Here is an 18,181-nt window from a genome sequence, read left to right on the forward strand (position 1 = left end):
GGCATCCCGCCGTTCTGATGTGTCGAGTCGAGAGGCGTTCCAGCGATCGATCAGGATTGCCAGGTAACCGGACAGCGCGAAAGCCATCGAACGCCTGATCCTGGACGGCGCTCGCCGCTGTCCTGACGGATTTAACAATCCCTGACAGTAAATCTACAGCGTTCAGGCGAGAATGAGTCGTCGTGGCAAATCGCATATCGGCCGCATGGCGCTTTGGGTGCGCGAGCAAGGCGCCCGCGCAGAGGCGGCGGATCACTGCGAAGGGGGGGCTGGCTCGCGCGGGACCTGGGGAGCAGCCAGAAAGGAAGTTAGAGCGAACCTGAGTTCGCCGGATAACGCTGGTAAAAGCCAGTGCTTTGAGGTGGATGTGGCGATGGCGGCACGTGCCGGGTCGTGCAGGGCGGAGGCGGCGGGGCTCGCGCCGCGCACGGCGATGGCTGCGCAGGCGGTCCGCTTGCGGGGGCGGTTTCCGGAGACCACGCAGCGCGTAGCACGCGGCCGTCGCCACTTTTTTCCGCAACTGAGCCGAGCGAATGTTCCTTTCCGCTGCGTACCACGAGCGGCCCGATGGTGTTGCGTCCGCGAAAAAAGATCTGGCGTCGATTGCGGATTTTTGCACTGTCCCGTCGCATCCTGTTCGGGCTCGACAATTGGCGCGGTGCCAGGAGGCGGACAACGCCGCCCCGGCAGCTTCGGCTCGAACGAAGGTAAATTCGACTACTATGAGCGGTTAATGTGAAAGCGATCCGATTACCGCAGCCGGCCATGGCGTCGCGCACCCATTTTTTCCGGGATGCGGCGAAAGTAGCGGTCCTCGGCGCGCGGCAGGGCCGGCGCGCCGCAAGCTCGAGAGTCGCGAGCCGGCGACCCGGCGCCGGTTGGCGCGCCGCGCCTCGCAAGAGGGCGATGATGGCGCTGGTCACGGCCGCGGCGCGGTGCGGCAGGCAGTCCATCCTGAGACGGTAAAAACAAACCTGGTGGCGGGGTGTTATGAGAATTGCAGTACTGGATGACGATCCGGCGCAGACAGATTTCGTCTGCCAGACCTTGAGCGCGTCGGGCCACGCCTGCCACGCGTTCGTGAAGGGCAGCGAACTCGTCAGGCAGCTTCGGCGGCAGACGTTCGACCTGCTCGTCCTCGACTGGAACGTGCCCGACATGGCAGGCGACGAAGTGCTGCACTGGGTGCGGCAGAGTCTTTCCACGCGCTTGCCAGTGCTCTTCATGACGAGCCGCAGCCGCGAGACCGACATCGCGCAAATGCTCAACGCGGGCGCCGACGACTACGTCGTCAAACCCGTCTCCGCGCCGGTGCTGATCGCGCGCGTCAACTCGCTGCTGCGCCGCGCGTATCAACTTCATTCGCCCGCGCTGAGAGAAACTTTCGGCGAGTACGAGTTCGATCTGAAATCGCGCCAGGCTTCCGTTGGCGGCCGCAACGTCGCGCTCACGCAGAAGGAGTTCGATCTCGCGCTGCTGCTCTTTCAGCATCTGAGCCGTCCGCTATCGCGCGCGCACATTCTCGACGTGATCTGGAAGCAGTCCGACGACATCCCCTCGCGCACCATGGACACGCACGTTTCCATGCTGCGCTCGAAACTCGGTCTGCGTCCGGAAAACGGCTATCGCCTCACGCCGATCTACGGCTACGGTTACCGCCTCGAGCGCATCGAGGGGGACGACGCGTGAGGGGCGCGCGTGCGGTGCGCGCGTCTGCAGTTCCGTTCATTGCCTGCGCGCTCGCGCTCTTTCCCGTTGCCCGCAGTGCCGGTGCGCGCGAGAGCGCGCCGCGCGCACCGGCGCCGGCGCCCGAAATGACAACCTACGTCACACGGCCCGGCGACTCCCTGGACAACATCGCTACGCGCTATCTGCGCAGCCAGGACGACTGGAAGACACTCGCCCGCCTGAATCACGTGAGCGCGCCGCGCCGCCTGCAGCCGGGAACGACGCTGCGCGTGCCCGTCGCGCTGCTGCGCCAGGACGGCCTGGGCGCGAAGGTGATCGCCGCGAACGGCACCGTGCAGCATGCGTTCCACGGCGGTCCGCTCCTGCCTGTCGTGGCCGGCATGAGCCTCGTGGAAGGTGACCGCGTGCAAACAGGCCACGACGGTTTCGCCACGTTCGAACTGGCCGACGGCTCGCACATCGTGCTGCCGCCCGACACTACGCTCGACCTCGCCACGCTGCGCCAGACCGCGCTCACGGGCGCGACCGACCGCATCGTCGACCTGCGGCGCGGAGAGGTGCGCAGCGAGGTCACGCATGCCACGAAGAGGGACGATCGTTTCCAGATCCGTTCGCCCTCCGTTGTAGCCGGCGTGCGCGGCACGCAGTTTCGCGTGAGCTACGACGGCAGCAAAGGCGCGACTGCGGTCGAGGTGCTGGACGGCGCGGTGGGCGTGGACGCCGATTCAACCGCCCAGACCGGTCATCAAGGCCGTAGCGGCAAGGCCCCATCCGCAAAGTCCGTTGCACCGGCGCCGGGCACGCCGCTCGCCGCTTCGGAGCAGCTCGTGGAGGCTCGCCACGGCAGTTTGACGCTGGCAGGCCAGCCGGCGGGCGCGCCTGTCGCGCTGCTCGACGCCCCCGAGCTTCTGCATCCGTCGAAGGTGCAGGAAGACGATGAAGTCGCCTTCGATATCGCGCCGCTCGCGCTCGCGCACGGCTATCGCGTGCAGATCGGCCGCGACGCGGGCCTGCTCGACATGATTCGCGACACGCGTAGCGCCGACCCCCATGTATCGACTGGCGCCCTCGAAGACGGCACGTACTTCGTGCGCATCGCCGCCATCGACGAGCGCGGCCTCGAAGGCATGCCGGCCGCCTATGCGTTCGAGCGCCGGCGCGTCGCGCTCGGCGCGAGCGCGGGTGCGATCGAGGGCTCGCGCGACTTCGCCTTCCGCTGGTTCATCGACCGCAACGCGCAGCACACGCGCTTTCGCTTCGTGCTCGGCACGACGGCCGATTTGCGCGCGCCGCTCGTCGACCGCACCGACATCATGGCGGGCGAGCTCGTCGTGCGCGATTTGCCGAAGGGCGTCTACTACTGGACGGTGATCGCCGAGCAGTTCGACAACGGTCGCTACTATCAGAAGGCGAGTCCGGTCCAGTCGTTCAGGCTCGACTGGTGAAGCGGCCGGACGAGGTGGAGCCCCGCTCGAGCGTGAGTCCGCCCGCGGGCCTTGGCCGGTCCGTCGGGCGTCGCTTTCTGTTCGAGTGGGCCGGGGTGGGCTGCGCGGGCGTGCTGGTGGTCGTGCTCTGCGTGATCTGGCAGCTGACGAGCGGCGCGGACCACCTGGTTTACGACCAATTTCTCGCCACGCGCTCGCTGCCGGTGTCGCCCGACATCGTGCTGGTGGAAATCGACAACGCGAGCGTCGCTGCGCTAGGGCGCTGGCCCTGGCCGCGCGCGCTGCACGCGCGGCTCGTCGACCAGCTCGCGAAGGCGGGCGCGGCTGCCGTCGTCTACGATGTGCTCTTCACCGAATCGTCGCCTGACGACGCGCGTTTCGCTCAGGCACTGCGCGCGCGGCCCGCGTTCCTGCCCATCCTTCTCACGCCGGCCGACGATGCCGGCCAGCGCGACGCCGTGCGCCCGGTCGCGCCGCTTGCCAAGGCGGCGGCGGGCATGGGCCACATCAACCTCGAAGTGGACAGCGACGGCATCGTGCGCAGCGTCGCCCTCTTCGAAGGCGATGCGCGGCAGCGCTGGCCGCAACTGATGGTGCCGGTCTGGCGCGCGGTGCGCAGCGGCGCCGTCGAGCTTGCACACGGCACGCCCGCGGCCGCGCACGGCGACGAGGTCCTGCGCGCGGGTGCGCCCGGCAGCGAGTCGCGCTTCCTGATTCCGTTCGGCGCGAATTCGCAAACGTACCGCAAGGTGTCGTTCGCCGACGTGCTCGAGGGCCGCGTACCGCCCGAGCAGTTGCGCGGGCGTGTGGCAGTCGTCGGCGTCACGGCCTCGGGGCTTTACGATCGCTTCGCCACCCCGCTTTCGGGCACGCTGGGGCCGCTGCCCGGCGTCTACATTCACGCGGTCGTGCTCGACACGCTGCTCAACGGCACAGCCATTCAGCCCGTTGCGCCGCTCGCCGTCGTGCTCGCCTCGTTCGTGCCGCTCGCGATCCTGCTGGCGGGTTTCCTCGTCCTCTCGCCGCTGCGCACGCTGCTGCTGCTCGCGCTCCTGATCGCCGTCTCGCTCGGCACGAGCGCTGGCATGCTGCATGGGGCGCGGCTCTGGCTTCCGCCCGTGCCCGCGATCGTCGCACTCCTCATCGTCTATCCGGCGTGGAGCTGGCGGCGCCTCGAAATGACCATGGCGTATCTGCGCAAGGAACTGCGCCAGCTCGCCGACGAACCGTACTTGCTGCCCGAGGCGAGCGCGCCGCGGCGCGAATTCGCGGGCGACGCGCTCGCCCAGCAAATGGCGCTGATGGCGCAGGCCGCGCAGCGGCTGCAGGACATGCGCCGCTTCGTATGGGACAGCCTCGATTCCGTGCCCGAGCCGATTCTCGTCGCCGATCTGCGCGGCGTCGTGCTGATTGCGAATCACGCATCGCGCGAGTATTTCGCGCGTCTGAACGTGGGCGCCGCGGAAGGGCGCGCGATGCAGGATGTGTTCGGCGACCTTGCGATCGTCAAGCCGATCGACCCGGGCCCCGAAGCCATGACGTTAGCGCACGCGAACTGGCCCGCGCCGCTCGACCCGGCGCGCAGCGAGTTCGCGGAGCTGATGGAACGGGGTGTCGAAGTGCGCGCGCGCGACGGCAGCGACTACCTGCTGCGCTACGCACGCTGCACGAACGCACAAGGGCAGGCGGTGGGCTGGATCGCGGGTCTCGTCGACGTGACGGCGCTGCACGACGCCGAGCGCCAGCGCGAGGATGCGCTGCGCCTGCTCTCGCATGACATGCGCTCGCCGCAGGCCTCGATCGTCGCGCTCGTGGAAACCGAGCGGGAGCGCGGCGCGCTGGCCTCGGAGCCCGTGCGCGGCGTGATGGAGCGCATCGAGCGCTATGCGCGCCGCTCGCTCGAGCTCGCCGACGACTTCGTTCAGCTCGCGCGCGCCGAGTCGCAGGTCTACGCGCTCGAACCCACGAGCCTCGCGGAACTCGTGATCGACGCGAGCGACGAAGTCTGGCCGCAGGCGCGCGCGAAGCGCATTCATATCGACACGGCGTTCGAAAGTGAGCAGATGGGCTGGATCAACGCGGACCGGTCGCTGATGACGCGCGCGCTCGTGAACGTGCTGAACAACGCCGTGAAATACAGCCCCCCCGATACGCGCATAGTCTGTACCATCGCGCTTGACGAGCGCCAGCCGCTGCACGTGATCTGCTCGATCCGCGATCACGGCTATGGCATTGCGCAGGAAGACCAGGCGCGGCTGTTCGAGCCGTTCCGGCGCTTTCACGCAGGGCCGCGCCCGGAGCTGAGCGGCGCCGGGCTCGGCATGGCGTTCGTGAAGACAGTCGTGACGCGACATGGCGGCGACGTGCACGTGGAGAGCGAGCCGGACAAAGGCACCACGGTGACGATGTCGCTCCCGGCGTTCGACGCGCCGGTTTGAGCCACGCGGGTCGAGTCACGGCGGCTCGAACCGCACCCGAGCCGCACCCGATCCGCGCTCGAATTGCCCAACCGCACGCTGCAGGCCGCCCGCCGGCGGCAACCCGATGGAGTGTTCCGTGAAGACCCTGTTGTCGATATGCCTCTTACCGCTGCTCGGCGCCCTGGCCGGATGCGCGGGCGTGACGACCGATATCGCGGCGAGCGGCGGACTGCCCGGCCAGGGCGTCGCTGCCGCGAACGCCCCTGCGACCTACCATCTCGCGCCGACGCCGGCGCAGGCCGAAGCGGGCGAGATACTGCCGTATCAGACGCTGCTGCGCGACGGCCTCGCTCAACGCGGATTCCAGGCTGGAGCGCCCGAGGCGGCACGCTATCTGGTCTCGGTGGCCTGGGCCACGCGTCCCGCCGACGTGAAAGTCATCGCCAACGATTGCAATGGTGGCTGCGAGTCTGCGGAAGGGCCTGCGTTCCCCTGGTTCGGACGGCCCTACGTTCACACGCTCACGCTGCGCTTTTTCGCACTGCCCGATGGCGCCGAGGTCTACAAGGTGAGCGCGATCAAGCGCGACCGCAATGCCGACGCGCAGCAGGCGCTGCCGTATCTCGTGGCGGGCGCGCTGGCACGTTTGCCGTACGCGGGCGCGCAGCAATGGCGCGTCAAGCTGAAGAGCCCGGCTGATGCGGGCGCAGCAGCGCCGCAGATGCCCGAAGTGCTCTCGGTCTCGCCGGTCGTTCCGCAATAGCCGAGGAGTGGCGCAGGGTCAATTTTCCCCAAGTCGCGACGTTGCCGCGCGCGCTATGCTGACGCCCGTATCTGCCGCAACGGCTGCGCGCAGACATCACCGGAGTCGCTCATGTTCGATCACATTGGATTGCGCGTGCAGGATCTCGCACGCAGCGTGCAATTTTACGAGGCGCTGCTCGCGCCGCTTGGTATCGTGGTGTGCATGCGCGACGACACCTATGCGGGACTCGGTCACCCCGACGAGCCGAAGCTCTGGCTGCATGCCGTACCCGCCGACTCGGGGCTCGCGCCGCGCGGTGCGCACGTGGCGTTCGCGGCGCCGAGCCGAGCGGCAGTCGTTGGCTTCTACGAAGCTGGCCTGCGCGCAGGGGCGAAGGACAACGGCAAGCCCGGCCTGCGTCCCGACTATAGTCCGGACTACTATGCGGCATTCCTGATCGACCCCGACGGCAACAACGTCGAAGCCGTGTGCTACGCACGCGAAGCGTGAGCTAGCGTCATGTGCCGGGCGTTGCGTTCGCCGCCCGGGCGGTTTCGGAGGCCGTGTCGTCTTGCGGCCAGCGATTCTCGAACACACATTCGCCGAGCGCCCGGCGCTGTGCCCACTTCTCCATTTCGAGCATCGGCTGCGGATAGAACGCGTCGACCTGGCCCACGCACAGTATCGCCACGGGCTTGGCGCCGGGCGGCATGGCGAGCAGGGCGCGCACCTCGTCGACGTCGAAGATCGAGACCCAGCCCATGCCGAGCCCTTCGGCGCGCGCCGCGAGCCACATGTTCTGGATCGCGCATGCCACGGATGCAAGGTCCATCTCCGGCAGCGTGCGCCGCCCGAAGACGTGGGCTTCGCGCCGGTCCATGAGCGCGACCACGAGCACCTCGGCGCACTCGCGCATGCCCTCTACCTTGAGCTTCATGAACTCGTCGCGGCGTTTGCCCAATGCATCCGCAGTGGCGATGCGCTCGCGGTCGACCGTATCGTGAAGCTGCTCGCGCAACGACTTGTCGGTGATGCGCAGGATGCGCCACGGCTGCATGAAGCCCACGCTGGGCGCATGGTGCGCGGCGTCCAGCAGGCGCGCGAGCGTTGCGGGATCGACCGGTCCGGGCACGAAGTGCCGCATGTCACGCCGCTCGTAGATGGCGCGGTAGACCGCCGCGCGGTCGGCTTCGTCAAAGGGCTGTGCCATGAAAGAGTGCGGCCGCGAAAGCCGGGTTGGAGGGCCAGTAAGCGTGCATATAGGTCGCCGCGATGGAGCCGTGGCGATAGAGCGCCTCGCCATGCGCGCCTGTTTGCGCGTGACGCGCAACGAGCGCGGGTGCGACCGGCGTGGTGACGCGCGAGTAGTGAAACGTGTGCCCGCGCAGCGCGCCGTGTGCCCCATCGAGCTGCTGCATGCCGAGCGCCGCGAATCGCCTTTGCATGACCGCCTCGCCGGGCACCAGGCCGAGCATGGGCGTGCGCGTGCCTGCCACGTCGGTCAGTGCGTCGAGCAGATACAGCATGCCGCCGCATTCGGCGACGAGCGGCTTGCCCGCCGATACATGCGCACGCAACGAAGCCGCGCTCTGCGCATTGCGCGCCAGCATCGAAGCATGAAGCTCCGGGTAACCGCCTGGCAGAAAAATCGCATCGGCGTTGGCGGGAGCGGGCTCGTCAGCGAGCGGCGAGAAGTAGCTCACGCTCGCGCCCATCGTTTCGAGCAACGCGATGTTTGCGGGATAGAGAAACGAAAACGCGGCGTCGCGTGCAATCGCGATATGACGGCCGTCGAGCAGGCGCGGAATCGTTACGTTATCCGAAGGATAGGTGAATGCGATCGGGGGCGGCAAATCGGCGAGCGTGGTTTGCGCGAGCGCGTCGGCGGCGCGCTCGATACGCGCGTCGAGGTCGTCGATTTCATGGGCCTGATGCAGGCCGAGATGACGATCTGGCAGTTCCATCATCTCAGCGCTTGCCACGTGTCCGAGCCAGGGCGCATCGGCGGGCAGCGCTTCCTGCAGCATTTGCGCATGGCGCGCCGAGCCCACGCGGTTTGCCAGCACGCCGTGAAACGGCAGCCCGGGCCGAAAACGCGCAAGGCCGAACGCGATCGCGCCGAACGTCTGTGCCATCGACTTCGCGCTGACGACAGCCGCTACTGGCACGCCGAACGTGGTGGCAAGATCCGCGCTGCTCGGCGTGCCGTCGAACAGGCCCATCACGCCTTCGATGAGAATGAGGTCGGCTTCGCGCGCGGCCTGTGCGAGCAACTTGCGGCACGCGTCTTCGCCCACCATCCACAGGTCGAGCGAGAGCACGGGCGCGCCGCTCGCACGCGCAAGGATCATCGGATCGAGAAAGTCGGGGCCGGTCTTGAACACGCGCACGCGTCGCCCCGCGCGCAGGTGCAGGCGCGCGAGGCCCGCCGTGAGCGTGGTCTTGCCCTGGCCCGAGGCGGGCGCGCTGATGAAGAGGGCGGGGCAGGCAAGCTTTGCGCCCATGCGCCTAGAACTCCACGCCCTTTTGCGCCTTCACGCCTTGCTCGCGATACGGATGCTTGACGAGCCGCATTTCCGTGACGAGATCCGCGGCCTCGATGAGCGCCTCCGGGGCATGGCGACCCGTGATGACCACGTGCACGTGCGGCGCGCGCGACGCGATCACGCCGAGCACTTCGTCGAGCGGCAGGTACTCGTACTTGAGCACCGTATTGAGTTCGTCGAGGATCACCATCGCGTACTCGCCGCTCTCGATCATGCGCCTCGCCTCGTCCCAGCCCTTGCGCGCGGTGGCGATGTCGCCGTCGCGATTCTGCGTGTTCCAGGTGTAGCCGTCGCCCATCGTCACGAAATCGCAGTGCGCGACGCTGCCGAGAAAATCGCGTTCGGCCGTGTGCAGCGCGCCCTTGATGAACTGCACGACGCCGAGCTTCATGGCGTGGCCGAGCATGCGCACGGCCATGCCGAACGCGGCCGTGCTCTTGCCCTTGCCGTTGCCCGTGTTGACGATCAGAAGGCCTTTTTCGAGCGTCGCGGCGGCCTGCTTCTTCTCGTGGCCCTCGCGGCGGCGTTGCGTCATGCGTTGGTGCGATTCGGGGTCGGTTTTCATCGTCGGGTGTCGGCTTTTTGTGATGTGAATGAGGCGGTGTTCGATGGCACATTCGCGATGCGGTGCTGCGCGATCGCGACCGTTACGCCATCGAGCGCGATCTTGCTGCGCACGAGGGGACCGCCGTTGGCCGCGAGCCTGGCGCACGGTTCGCACACACCGTCGACACCGTACCGTGCTTGCGCGGCTGCGCAAGGCGGCGCTTGCGTGCATGTCGCGGCGATTTGCTCACGCGTGTAGGCGCACAGCGGTAGTGCATGCGCCGCACAAAATGCCTGCAATGCCGACTCGCCGGCTTTGGCGTCGAGCGTCGCAACGGCCGTTACCCGCTCGAGCGGCCACTCGCCGAGCGCGGCGCGCACCGCGGCCTCGACTTGCGCTAGCGTCACGCCGCGCCGGCAGCCGATGCCGACCACGAGCAGCGGCGCGCCATCTGCGGTTTCGACTGGAGCGGACGGCGAGGCGAGATTCACAGGCGAGAGCGTCGATCGAAGGCGTGAGTCGAACAGAGAAGACAGGCGGCAAGGTGAGCGTGCCCGGCCGCTGCCGGATGCGCGCTACGATAGCACAGGCCCTGCGGCCCACGCCTTCCTTGACGCGCAGACGCCCCGCGCCTACACTCGCACGCACTCTGGTGCTCGCGTGCGCGATTCAATACTGCGCGCGCAGTTAAACGGGAATCAGGGAGCCATCCCGCCTCGGGCACGGCCAACCTGAACTGCACCCGCAACGGTACAACGAGCGCGGCGTTCGAACGAATGCCGCAAGCCGCTTCCATGCTTCAAGCAGTCCACGCCACTGCGCGATGCAGCCGCAAGGCCGCTCGCGCGGGAAGGCGAAGCGGCGTTTCGTCAGTCCGGATACCGGCCAGATACGTGGGATTCGCGCTGCGGGGATGCGGTGCCGGGTCCGTGATTTTCATACGTCAGCCGGGCGTGGCCTGGTGCGTCTCTGGCCGTTCGTCCCTGCAGGGTTGTCTGAATCGTTACGCGTGACCGCACATGCAGGCAGACGTGCGTTCCGGTGACGACGCCCGCACGAACCGCAACCACGACGCGCCATAGCCCCGCTTGTCGCCTGGCGGCACAGGAGCACTTCATGCAAATGCGCAAGACTCCGGTCACGATCGTGACGGGCTTTCTCGGCAGCGGCAAAACCACGCTGCTGCGTCACATTCTCCAGCACGCGGATGGCTTGCGCGTGGCGGTCATCGTCAACGAATTCGGCGAACTCGGCATCGACGGCGAAATTCTGCGTGGCTGCGGCATTGGCTGCGACGAGAACGGCAACGAAACGCAAGGCCAGCTCTACGAACTCGCGAACGGGTGCCTGTGCTGCACTGTGCAGGAAGAGTTCTTTCCGGTGATGGAGCAACTGCTCGAGCGCCGCGGCGAGATCGATCACGTGCTGATCGAAACCTCGGGTCTGGCGCTGCCCAAGCCGCTCGTGCAAGCGTTCAACTGGCCGTCGATCCGCAACGCGTTCACCGTCGATGCGGTCGTCACCGTCGTGGACGGTCCCGCGGCGGCGAGCGGCCAGTTCGCCGAAGATCCGCAGGCCGTGGACGCGCAGCGCCGCGCCGACCCGAATCTCGATCACGAGTCGCCGCTGCACGAGCTGTTCGAAGACCAGCTTTCGTCTGCCGATCTCGTCATCCTCAACAAGACCGATCTGCTCGACGAAGCGGGCCAGGACGCGCTCGTCGCCGCGCTGCGCGAAGAACTGCCGGCGCAGGTGAAGATCGTGCGCGCGCAGCACGGCAAGCTCGACCTGCATACGCTGCTCGGGCTCGAATCGGCTGCGGAGGAGAGCATTCATCTGCGCCACGATCATCATGGTTCCGCCGACGATGCCGATCACCACCACGACGAGTTCGATTCGGTCGTGGTGTCCGGGACGGCGGCTTCGCGCGAGACCGTGATCGAGGCGCTGCAACAACTCGTCGACGCGCACACGATCTATCGCGTGAAGGGATTCGCCGCGCTGTCCGGTGCGCCCATGCGTCTCGTCGTGCAAGGCGTGGGCCGCCGTTTCGACAGCTATTTCGACCGCCGCTGGAACGCGCAGGAAGGCGCGGCGCAGCCGCTCGCGAGCCGCTTCGTGCTGATCGGCGAAGAACTCGATGGCGCGACGCTGCAGCAGGCGTTCGACGCGGCCCTCGCGAACGTGCAGACCGCGGGCGCGAAGTGAGCGCAGATTCGCGCGCACATCGCGCAATGCTTCGTACTTCGAAGCGCTGAGCGACACGAGGCCGCAACATGCATTTGCTGCGCACCACGCCGGGCGGTTTTGTCGACGACACGCAGGGCGTCATCCGCATCGATCAGCAGCCCGCCGAGATCGTCGTGCTCAGTTCGGCGGACACGACGCTCGCGCTGCTCGCGAGCGTCGTACCGCGCCTGCCCGCAGGTTTCCCGGGCGTGCGGCTCGCGAACGTCACGTATCTGCGCCAGCCCGCCTCGGTGGACTTCTACGTCGAGGACGTCTTGCAGCACGCGCGCGTCGTCGTGGTCGACCATCTGGGCGGCGAGACGTACTGGCCGTACGGCATCGAGCAGGTCGTGTCGCTGGCAGAGCGCCGCGGGCAGCTGCTCGCGATGTTTTCCGGCGACCTTCAGGAAGACCCCAATCTCATCGCGAAGAGCCGCGCCGAGCCCGAATTTTGCCGCCTGCTGTGGCGTTATCTGCGCGAAGGCGGCGCGGCCAACGCCGAATCGTTCCTGCGCGCGCTCGCGTGGCGCGCATTCGAATGGGGCAGCGAGCCCGCACCGCCCGTCGTGCTGCCGGCCGCCGCGCTCTACTGCCCGCAGCGCGACGTCGCGACCATCGACGAATGGCGCGCGCGTTGGCAACCCGGCGCGCCCGTCGTCGCGCTGCTGTTCTACAAGGCGCACTTGCAGGCCGCCAACACGGCTGCATTCGATGCGCTGATCACAGCGCTGATCGAACGCGGCATGAATCCGCTGCCGCTCGCGATCACTTCGCTCAAGGACACGCTGAGCCGCGACGTGCTCGATCAACTCGCGGCCGAGCACGATGTTGCGCTGGTTTTGAACACGACGGCCTTCGCGGCCTCGTCGCTAGACGACCCCGAGCCGCTCGCCCTGGCCGGCGACGCCCCCGTGCTTCAGGTGATCCTGAGCGGCGGCAATCGCGAAGACTGGGTGAAGGACAACCACGGTCTGAACTCGCGCGACATCGCCATGCATATCGCGCTGCCCGAAGTGGACGGCCGCGTGATCACACGCGCGATCAGCTTCAAGGGGCTTGCGTACCACTGCAAAGAGACGCAAGTCGATGTCGTGCGCTATCAGCCCGATATCGAACGCGTCGCGTTCGTCGCGGAACTCGCGCGCCGCTGGTGCCGCTTGCGCAGCCTGCGCAACGAAGAGAAAAAACTCGCGCTCGTGCTCGCGAACTACCCGATGAGCGAAGGACGCATCGGCAATGGCGTGGGGCTCGACACGCCGGCCTCGGTGGTCGGCATCTTGCGGATGTTGCGCGACGAAGGCTATCGCGTGGCCGACGTGCCCGAAGACGGCGACGCGCTCATGCGCATCCTCACGCAGGGCGTGACCAACGATCCCGATACGCGTGCGCTGCGTCCCGCGTGGCAAAGCCTGTTGCTCGACGACTATCGCGCGCGCTTCTCGCGGTTGCCCGTCGAGGCGCAGAACGCGCTGATCGCGCGCTGGGGCGCGCCCGAAGACGATCCCACGGTGCGGCGCGGCCGCTTCATGATTGCGGGCTGGCGCTGCGGCCAGGTGTTCGTGGGCATCCAGCCTTCACGCTCGCGCGGCGACGACACCTATGCGAACTATCATGACGCCGAACTCGTGCCGCCGCACGCGTACCTCGCGTTCTACTTCTGGTTGCGCGAGACGTTCGGCATCGACGCGATTGCGCACGTGGGCAAGCACGGCAATCTCGAGTGGCTGCCGGGCAAGAGCGTGGCGCTCTCCGACGCCTGCTGGCCCGACATGGCGCTCGGCCCGCTGCCGCATCTCTATCCGTTCATCGTCAACGATCCGGGCGAGGGCAGCCAGGCCAAGCGCCGCGCGCAGGCCGTGATCGTCGATCACCTGATGCCGCCGCTCACGCGCGCGGAGAACTACGGACCGCTGCAAGACCTCGAACGGCAAGTCGATGAGTATTACGAAGCATTGATGGTGGACCCGCGCCGCGCAAAACTTTTGCGCCGGACCATACTCGCGACGATCATCGAGCATCGCCTGCATGAAGAACTGAGCGTGGCGGCACCGCAGGATCAGGCGGGCGAGGACGAGCTGCTCACGCGCGCCGACGCCTACCTCTGCGAGCTGAAGGAAGCGCAGATACGCGACGGTCTGCATACGTTCGGTGCATCGCCGCAAGGGCAGCAGCGCCGCGACACGCTGCTCGCGCTCGGCCGCTATGCGTGCGGCGACGGGCAGGGCGCGAACGCGGGCCTCATCGACGCACTGGCGCGCGACATGCGCATCGATCATCTGCTCGATGCGGCCACCGTGGATTGGGCCGCACCCTGGAGCGGGCCGCGACCGCCGCTGCTCGCCGGTGTGAGCGACGCGCCGTGGCGTCACGCGGGCGACACGCGCGAGCGTCTGGAAATGGTCGCGGCCACGCTGATCGAAGGTATCTGTTCGGTCGATCGAGACGATGCGGCAACGCTGGCGCTGCCGCACGCGGCCAAGGTGCTCGCGCGTTTGCGCGACGACGTGCTGCCTCGCCTCGACGCTTGTGGCCGCGAGGAGATGCGCCAGCTGCGCCGAGGCTTCGAAGGCCGCTTCGTGCCGCCGGGGCCGAGCGGCTCGCCTTCGCGCGGCCGTCCCGACGTGCTGCCCACGGGCCGCAACTTCTATTCCGTCGATACGCGCGCCATACCGACACAAGCCGCGTGGGCGCTCGGCATGAAATCGGCGCAGCAACTCGTGGAGCGGCATCTGCAGGAGCACGGCGATTATCCGCGCGCGGTGGGGCTCTCCGTGTGGGGCACGGCGACGATGCGCACGGGCGGCGACGACATCGCCCAGGCGTTCGCGCTGATCGGCGTGCGGCCGAAGTGGGCCGCCGGCAGCCAGCGCGTGTCCGACTTCGAGATCATGCCGGTCGAGGCGCTAGACCGGCCGCGCATCGACGTGACGCTGCGCGTATCGGGCTTCTTCCGCGACGCGTTTCCGAACGTCATGCATCTGTTCGACGCGGCGGTGCAGGCCGTAGCAGAACTCGACGAGCCGGCGCACCAGAACCCGCTGCGCGCCCGCGTGCAGCAGGAACGCGACGCGCTCCTCGCGAGCGGCATGGCGGCGGACGAGGCGCGCCGCCGCGCGGGCTGGCGTGTTTTCAGCGCGCGTCCCGGGGCGTACGGCGTGGGCCTGCAGTCGATGATCGACCATCGCCAGTGGCAAACCGACGCCGATCTCGCGAACGCGTACCAGGCTTGGGGCGGCTACGCGTACGCGCAAAAGAGCGCGGGCGACGAAGCGGGCGACGCGTTTCGCGCACGTCTTTCGACGCTCGACGTAGTCCTGCAGAACCAGGACAACCGCGAGCACGATCTGCTCGATTCGAACGACTACTACCAGTTTCAGGGCGGCATGGCCGCGGCGGCGCGCCACTTTTCACAGGCGCAGCCCACGCTCTATCACGCGGACCACAGCAATCCCGCCGCGCCGCGCATCCGCCCGCTGCACGAAGAGATCGCGCGTGTGATCCGCTCGCGTGTGGTGAACCCGAAGTGGATCGACGGCGTGAAGCGCCATGGCTACAAGGGTGCCGCGGAAATGGCGGCGACCGTCGATTATCTGTTTGGTTATGACGCGACTGCGCGCGTGGTGGGCGACCATCAATACGCACTGGTCGCGAACGCCTACGTCCACGACGACGACACCCGCGCGTTCATGCAGCGCCACAACCCGCACGCGCTGCACGCGGTGTGCGAGCGCCTGCTCGAAGCGATCCAGCGCGGCCTCTGGCAGGAGCCCGGCGAGCATCGCGCGCAACTCGAACAACGTCTGCTCGAAGCCGGGCAACAACTGGAAGGATCAGGATCATGAGCGCAGCGGCCCAGCGTCCCGCGTTTCCCTTTACCGCACTCGTTGGCCAAGTGCTGCTCCAGCGAGCGCTGCTGCTTGCGGCGATCGACCCCGCGATCGGCGGCGTGCTCGTGAGCGGGCCGCGCGGCACCGCGAAATCGACGGCGGCGCGTGCACTCGCGGCGCTCTTGCCCGAGGGCGCGTTCGTCACGCTGCCGCTCGGCGCGAGCGAGGACAAGCTGATCGGCACGCTCGACCTCGAAGCCGCGCTGCGCGAGAGCGCGGTGCGCTTTGCTCCCGGGCTGCTCGCGCGCGCGCATGGCGGTGTTCTGTACGTGGACGAAGTGAACCTGCTGCCCGATGCGCTCGTCGATGTGCTGCTCGACGCGGCGGCGAGCGGCGTGAACACGGTGGAGCGCGATGGCGTTTCGCATACGCACGACGCGCGTTTCGTGCTGGTCGGCACGATGAATCCCGAAGAAGGAGAGTTGCGCCCGCAACTACTCGATCGCTTCGGCCTGATGGTCGAACTCGGCACACCGCACGCGGCAGCGGAGCGGCAGCGCATCGTCAAGGCGCGTCTTTCGTTCGACGCCGATCCGCAGGCCTTTTGCGCCGCGCATGCGCCTGAACAGCACGCGCTCGCGCAACGCATCGCGGCGGCGCGTGGGGCGCTCGGCGCGCTCGCGTGGAGCGATGCGGTGCACGAGCGTGTAGCGCAGCGTTGCATCGAGGCGGCGGTGGACGGCTTGCGCGCGGACCTCGTGATGCTGCGGGCGGCGCGCGCGCTGGCCGCGTTCGAAGGCGCGGATGCGGTAAATCCGGAACATGTCGATCAGGTCGCGGATTGCGTGCTCGCGCATCGGCGGCGTGCGACTGCTGAGCCGCAGCGCTCGCCGTCTGCTGGCGAGCCGCCGCCCGCGCGCGGCGAAAAACAGGCGCAAGCCATGGCCGCACCGGATTCCGATTGGGGCGAGCTAGCGCCCGAGCCCGTCGCCGCGAGGCCGGTGAAGGGCGTGATCCCACTGCCCGCAAAAAAACGCTGAGCCGTCGGGCAAAGGCCGCCGCCTTCTCACAGGGCGGCGCTCGACGGCGAGAAGGCCCGGGAAGCGGCGCCGCACGAATGGCGCGGCACGGCACCCGTACCGCCTGGCCGCCCACCCTGGCGGCCAAGCGATCAGACCCGTTGCAAGCGCAACATTTTCGCTTCGCGAAGCGCGACACCGGTACCGGCGCGCTCCATTGCTTCGTGCTCGATTGCTCGGCCTCCATGCTGGCGCGCGGCCAGCTTGCGCTCGCCAAGGGCTTGCTGATCGCCTTGTTCGATCGCGCCCGCGCGGAGCGGGTGGAAGTGGCGTTGATCGCATTCGGCGGCGCGGGCGCCGAACTGCGTTTCGGGCCCGCGGTGCCGCGCTGGTGGAACGAGCGCTGGATCGAGCCCATCGGCGGGGGCGGCGGCACGCCACTCGAAGCGGGCATGGCCCGCGCGGCGCAATTGCTGGAGGCGGCCGCGCGCCGCGATCCCGCGCGTGCGCGCCATCTCTGGCTCTTCAGCGATGGCCGAACGACGCAGTGGCCTGCACGGCCGCGTCGAGCGGACCATGTCACCGTGATCGACTGCGAATGTGGCGCAGTACGTGTGGGGCGCTGCGAGGCACTCGCGCAGGCATGGGCCGGGGAGTGCCTCGATGCGCAGGCGCTGCTCGCCTGAAGCGCAAAACAGCGAGCGCCTGAAAACGCGCGTCAGCGCATGCTGCCGGTCCAGTAGAGCACGTCGTCCTGACGATCGAACACGTAGACCTTCATCGCCATCTGCTCGGCGGGCGTGAGACGGTCCAGTTCGAGTCCGAGCGTCGCGGGCGCGCGATCGCCGGTCTCCGTCTGCAGATTGCGGATGATCGCCGTGGTTTCGATCCGCGTATCGCCTTCGCCCGTCTGCAACTGGAATGCGATCCGCAGCCGTTCGCCGACCTTGCCGAGCGCCCACGGCGCGCTGATCGAAAGGCCGAGCGCGCTGATGCCGCGCGCGAGCGCCACACCGTCATAGCTCGCGCCGGCCTCGCCGATGCCATAACGCACGGGAAACCGCGCTCGTACGCGAATCGAGCGGCGTTCGCGCAGGCGGCGAATGTTGGCGGGCTTCGAAAGCACGAGATAGTGGAGCGGCGACGGGCAGATGGCGTGCACGGTGCATACGAAGCGATACACGGCCTGGCTCGCGATCGCGACGATCTCGACGTTTTCGCCAGGCGTGATGGCGAGCGGGCGCCCGTCCGCATACGGCGTCGTGACGAAGAGCGCTTCGTTCGGCGCGAAGCCGATCAGACGGCACTGCTGCATGGGCGCGCTGCTCGAACCGATTTGCGGACGCAGGCCCATTAACGCGCCGATCGTCAGATGCAGGTCGCGCGTACCGGTAGGCGCATCGGCTGCGTTGGCGGCTGCCGCGTCGTCCGGCCCCGCGTCGGCTCGCTGCACGTCGCCGCGATGCGGCGCGAAGTGCAGGAACAGGAAGTCGCGCTCGGCCTCTCCCACGAGCACCGATCCGGCATCGAGCAGCAAGGTGCCGTCGCCGTCGACAACGGGCCAGACGAGCGGCGCGCCCACCGGGACGGCGTCGGGCGTGAGCGGGGCGATATCGGTTGCGGCAGGGGTGGCTTCGGTTTCGGCTTCAGCTTCGGGGGTGACGTTGGTCATCGGCGCTTGGTATGGCAATCAGGTTGACTTTGCGGGGTCACA

The 18,181-nt window shown here is 68.0% G+C and carries 14 protein-coding genes and 1 riboswitch; of the genes, 9 read left to right on the forward strand and 5 right to left on the reverse strand.

Annotated features, from left to right (window positions below; all coding sequences use genetic code 11):
- Positions 1 to 990: 990 nt before the first annotated feature.
- From BMI01S_RS24270 to BMI01S_RS24290, 5 genes are all read left to right on the forward strand, one after another.
- Positions 991 to 1,689 carry a response regulator transcription factor gene (locus BMI01S_RS24270; RefSeq protein ID WP_028210805.1) on the forward strand — a complete coding sequence of 233 codons (699 nt, stop codon included), beginning with the start codon at positions 991 to 993 and terminating at the stop codon, positions 1,687 to 1,689.
- 125 nt (positions 1,690 to 1,814) lie between these two features.
- Positions 1,815 to 3,134, forward strand: a complete 1,320-nt coding sequence (locus tag BMI01S_RS24275; protein ID WP_081715921.1) for a FecR family protein — start codon at positions 1,815 to 1,817, stop codon at positions 3,132 to 3,134.
- A gap of 32 nt (positions 3,135 to 3,166) precedes the next feature.
- Complete coding sequence (locus BMI01S_RS24280; protein ID WP_244145364.1) at positions 3,167 to 5,572, forward strand: CHASE2 domain-containing protein; 2,406 nt, start codon at positions 3,167 to 3,169, stop codon at positions 5,570 to 5,572.
- A 118-nt stretch (positions 5,573 to 5,690) separates the two neighbouring features.
- Positions 5,691 to 6,317, forward strand: coding sequence for a DUF4136 domain-containing protein (locus tag BMI01S_RS24285; protein ID WP_051381469.1), 627 nt, complete (start codon positions 5,691 to 5,693; stop codon positions 6,315 to 6,317).
- A 111-nt stretch (positions 6,318 to 6,428) separates the two neighbouring features.
- The gene (locus BMI01S_RS24290; RefSeq protein WP_028210809.1) at positions 6,429 to 6,809 is read left to right on the forward strand and encodes a VOC family protein; all 381 of its coding nucleotides are present in this window, start codon (positions 6,429 to 6,431) and stop codon (positions 6,807 to 6,809) included.
- A 7-nt stretch (positions 6,810 to 6,816) separates the two neighbouring features.
- Here BMI01S_RS24290 and bluB read toward each other — a convergent pair whose 3' ends face one another.
- From bluB to BMI01S_RS24310, 4 genes are read right to left on the reverse strand one after another with little or no spacing between them, the layout of a single operon-like run.
- On the reverse strand, positions 6,817 to 7,509 hold the full coding sequence (gene bluB / locus BMI01S_RS24295) for a 5,6-dimethylbenzimidazole synthase (RefSeq protein WP_028231772.1): 693 nt from the start codon (positions 7,507 to 7,509) through the stop codon (positions 6,817 to 6,819).
- The gene (locus BMI01S_RS24300) at positions 7,493 to 8,803 is read right to left on the reverse strand and encodes a cobyrinate a,c-diamide synthase (protein ID WP_028231771.1); all 1,311 of its coding nucleotides are present in this window, start codon (positions 8,801 to 8,803) and stop codon (positions 7,493 to 7,495) included. Before BMI01S_RS24300 ends, bluB begins: the two co-directional genes overlap by 17 nt.
- A gap of 4 nt (positions 8,804 to 8,807) precedes the next feature.
- Positions 8,808 to 9,410 (reverse strand): cob(I)yrinic acid a,c-diamide adenosyltransferase, encoded by a 603-nt coding sequence (cobO, locus tag BMI01S_RS24305; protein WP_028231770.1) that lies wholly within the window; start codon positions 9,408 to 9,410, stop codon positions 8,808 to 8,810.
- Entirely contained in the window at positions 9,407 to 9,832 is a 426-nt protein-coding gene (locus BMI01S_RS24310; RefSeq protein ID WP_028210812.1) for a cobalamin biosynthesis protein, read from the reverse strand. Before BMI01S_RS24310 ends, cobO begins: the two co-directional genes overlap by 4 nt.
- Positions 9,833 to 10,025: 193 nt before the next feature.
- A riboswitch (cobalamin riboswitch) is annotated at positions 10,026 to 10,295 on the forward strand.
- Between the two features lie 213 nt (positions 10,296 to 10,508).
- Here BMI01S_RS24310 and cobW point away from each other — a divergent pair.
- From cobW to BMI01S_RS24330, 4 genes are all read left to right on the forward strand, one after another.
- On the forward strand, positions 10,509 to 11,600 hold the full coding sequence (gene cobW, locus BMI01S_RS24315) for a cobalamin biosynthesis protein CobW (RefSeq protein ID WP_036045729.1): 1,092 nt from the start codon (positions 10,509 to 10,511) through the stop codon (positions 11,598 to 11,600).
- A gap of 68 nt (positions 11,601 to 11,668) precedes the next feature.
- On the forward strand, positions 11,669 to 15,463 hold the full coding sequence (gene cobN / locus BMI01S_RS24320; RefSeq protein ID WP_028231768.1) for a cobaltochelatase subunit CobN: 3,795 nt from the start codon (positions 11,669 to 11,671) through the stop codon (positions 15,461 to 15,463).
- Positions 15,460 to 16,488 (forward strand): ATP-binding protein, encoded by a 1,029-nt coding sequence (locus tag BMI01S_RS24325; RefSeq protein ID WP_028231767.1) that lies wholly within the window; start codon positions 15,460 to 15,462, stop codon positions 16,486 to 16,488. The genes cobN and BMI01S_RS24325 overlap by 4 nt, the downstream gene beginning before the upstream one ends.
- Positions 16,489 to 16,565: 77 nt before the next feature.
- Positions 16,566 to 17,153 (forward strand): vWA domain-containing protein, encoded by a 588-nt coding sequence (locus tag BMI01S_RS24330; RefSeq protein WP_028231766.1) that lies wholly within the window; start codon positions 16,566 to 16,568, stop codon positions 17,151 to 17,153.
- A 32-nt stretch (positions 17,154 to 17,185) separates the two neighbouring features.
- On the opposite strand, the gene BMI01S_RS24335 is transcribed toward BMI01S_RS24330, so the two are convergent.
- Positions 17,186 to 18,139: a flagellar brake protein gene (locus BMI01S_RS24335; RefSeq protein WP_028231765.1), complete on the reverse strand. Its 954-nt coding sequence runs from the start codon at positions 18,137 to 18,139 to the stop codon at positions 17,186 to 17,188.
- Positions 18,140 to 18,181: the final 42 nt, after the last annotated feature.

The sequence above is a fragment of the Paraburkholderia mimosarum LMG 23256 = NBRC 106338 genome (genome assembly GCF_000739815.1).
Lineage (GTDB): Bacteria > Pseudomonadota > Gammaproteobacteria > Burkholderiales > Burkholderiaceae > Paraburkholderia > Paraburkholderia mimosarum.

Excerpts from the sequence above, each read along its gene's own strand:
- BMI01S_RS24270 (WP_028210805.1), top strand. The coding sequence starts at position 991 with ATGAGAATTGCAGTACTGGATGACGATCCGGCGCAGACAGATTTCGTC.
- BMI01S_RS24275 (WP_081715921.1), top strand. The coding sequence starts at position 1,815 with ATGACAACCTACGTCACACGGCCCGGCGACTCCCTGGACAACATCGCT.
- BMI01S_RS24300 (WP_028231771.1), bottom strand. The coding sequence starts at position 8,803 with ATGGGCGCAAAGCTTGCCTGCCCCGCCCTCTTCATCAGCGCGCCCGCC.
- BMI01S_RS24335 (WP_028231765.1), bottom strand. The coding sequence starts at position 18,139 with ATGACCAACGTCACCCCCGAAGCTGAAGCCGAAACCGAAGCCACCCCT.
- cobN (WP_028231768.1), top strand. The coding sequence starts at position 11,669 with ATGCATTTGCTGCGCACCACGCCGGGCGGTTTTGTCGACGACACGCAG.
- cobO (WP_028231770.1), bottom strand. The coding sequence starts at position 9,410 with ATGAAAACCGACCCCGAATCGCACCAACGCATGACGCAACGCCGCCGC.
- BMI01S_RS24290 (WP_028210809.1), top strand. The coding sequence starts at position 6,429 with ATGTTCGATCACATTGGATTGCGCGTGCAGGATCTCGCACGCAGCGTG.
- BMI01S_RS24325 (WP_028231767.1), top strand. The coding sequence starts at position 15,460 with ATGAGCGCAGCGGCCCAGCGTCCCGCGTTTCCCTTTACCGCACTCGTT.
- cobW (WP_036045729.1), top strand. The coding sequence starts at position 10,509 with ATGCAAATGCGCAAGACTCCGGTCACGATCGTGACGGGCTTTCTCGGC.
- bluB (WP_028231772.1), bottom strand. The coding sequence starts at position 7,509 with ATGGCACAGCCCTTTGACGAAGCCGACCGCGCGGCGGTCTACCGCGCC.
- BMI01S_RS24330 (WP_028231766.1), top strand. The coding sequence starts at position 16,566 with ATGGCGCGGCACGGCACCCGTACCGCCTGGCCGCCCACCCTGGCGGCC.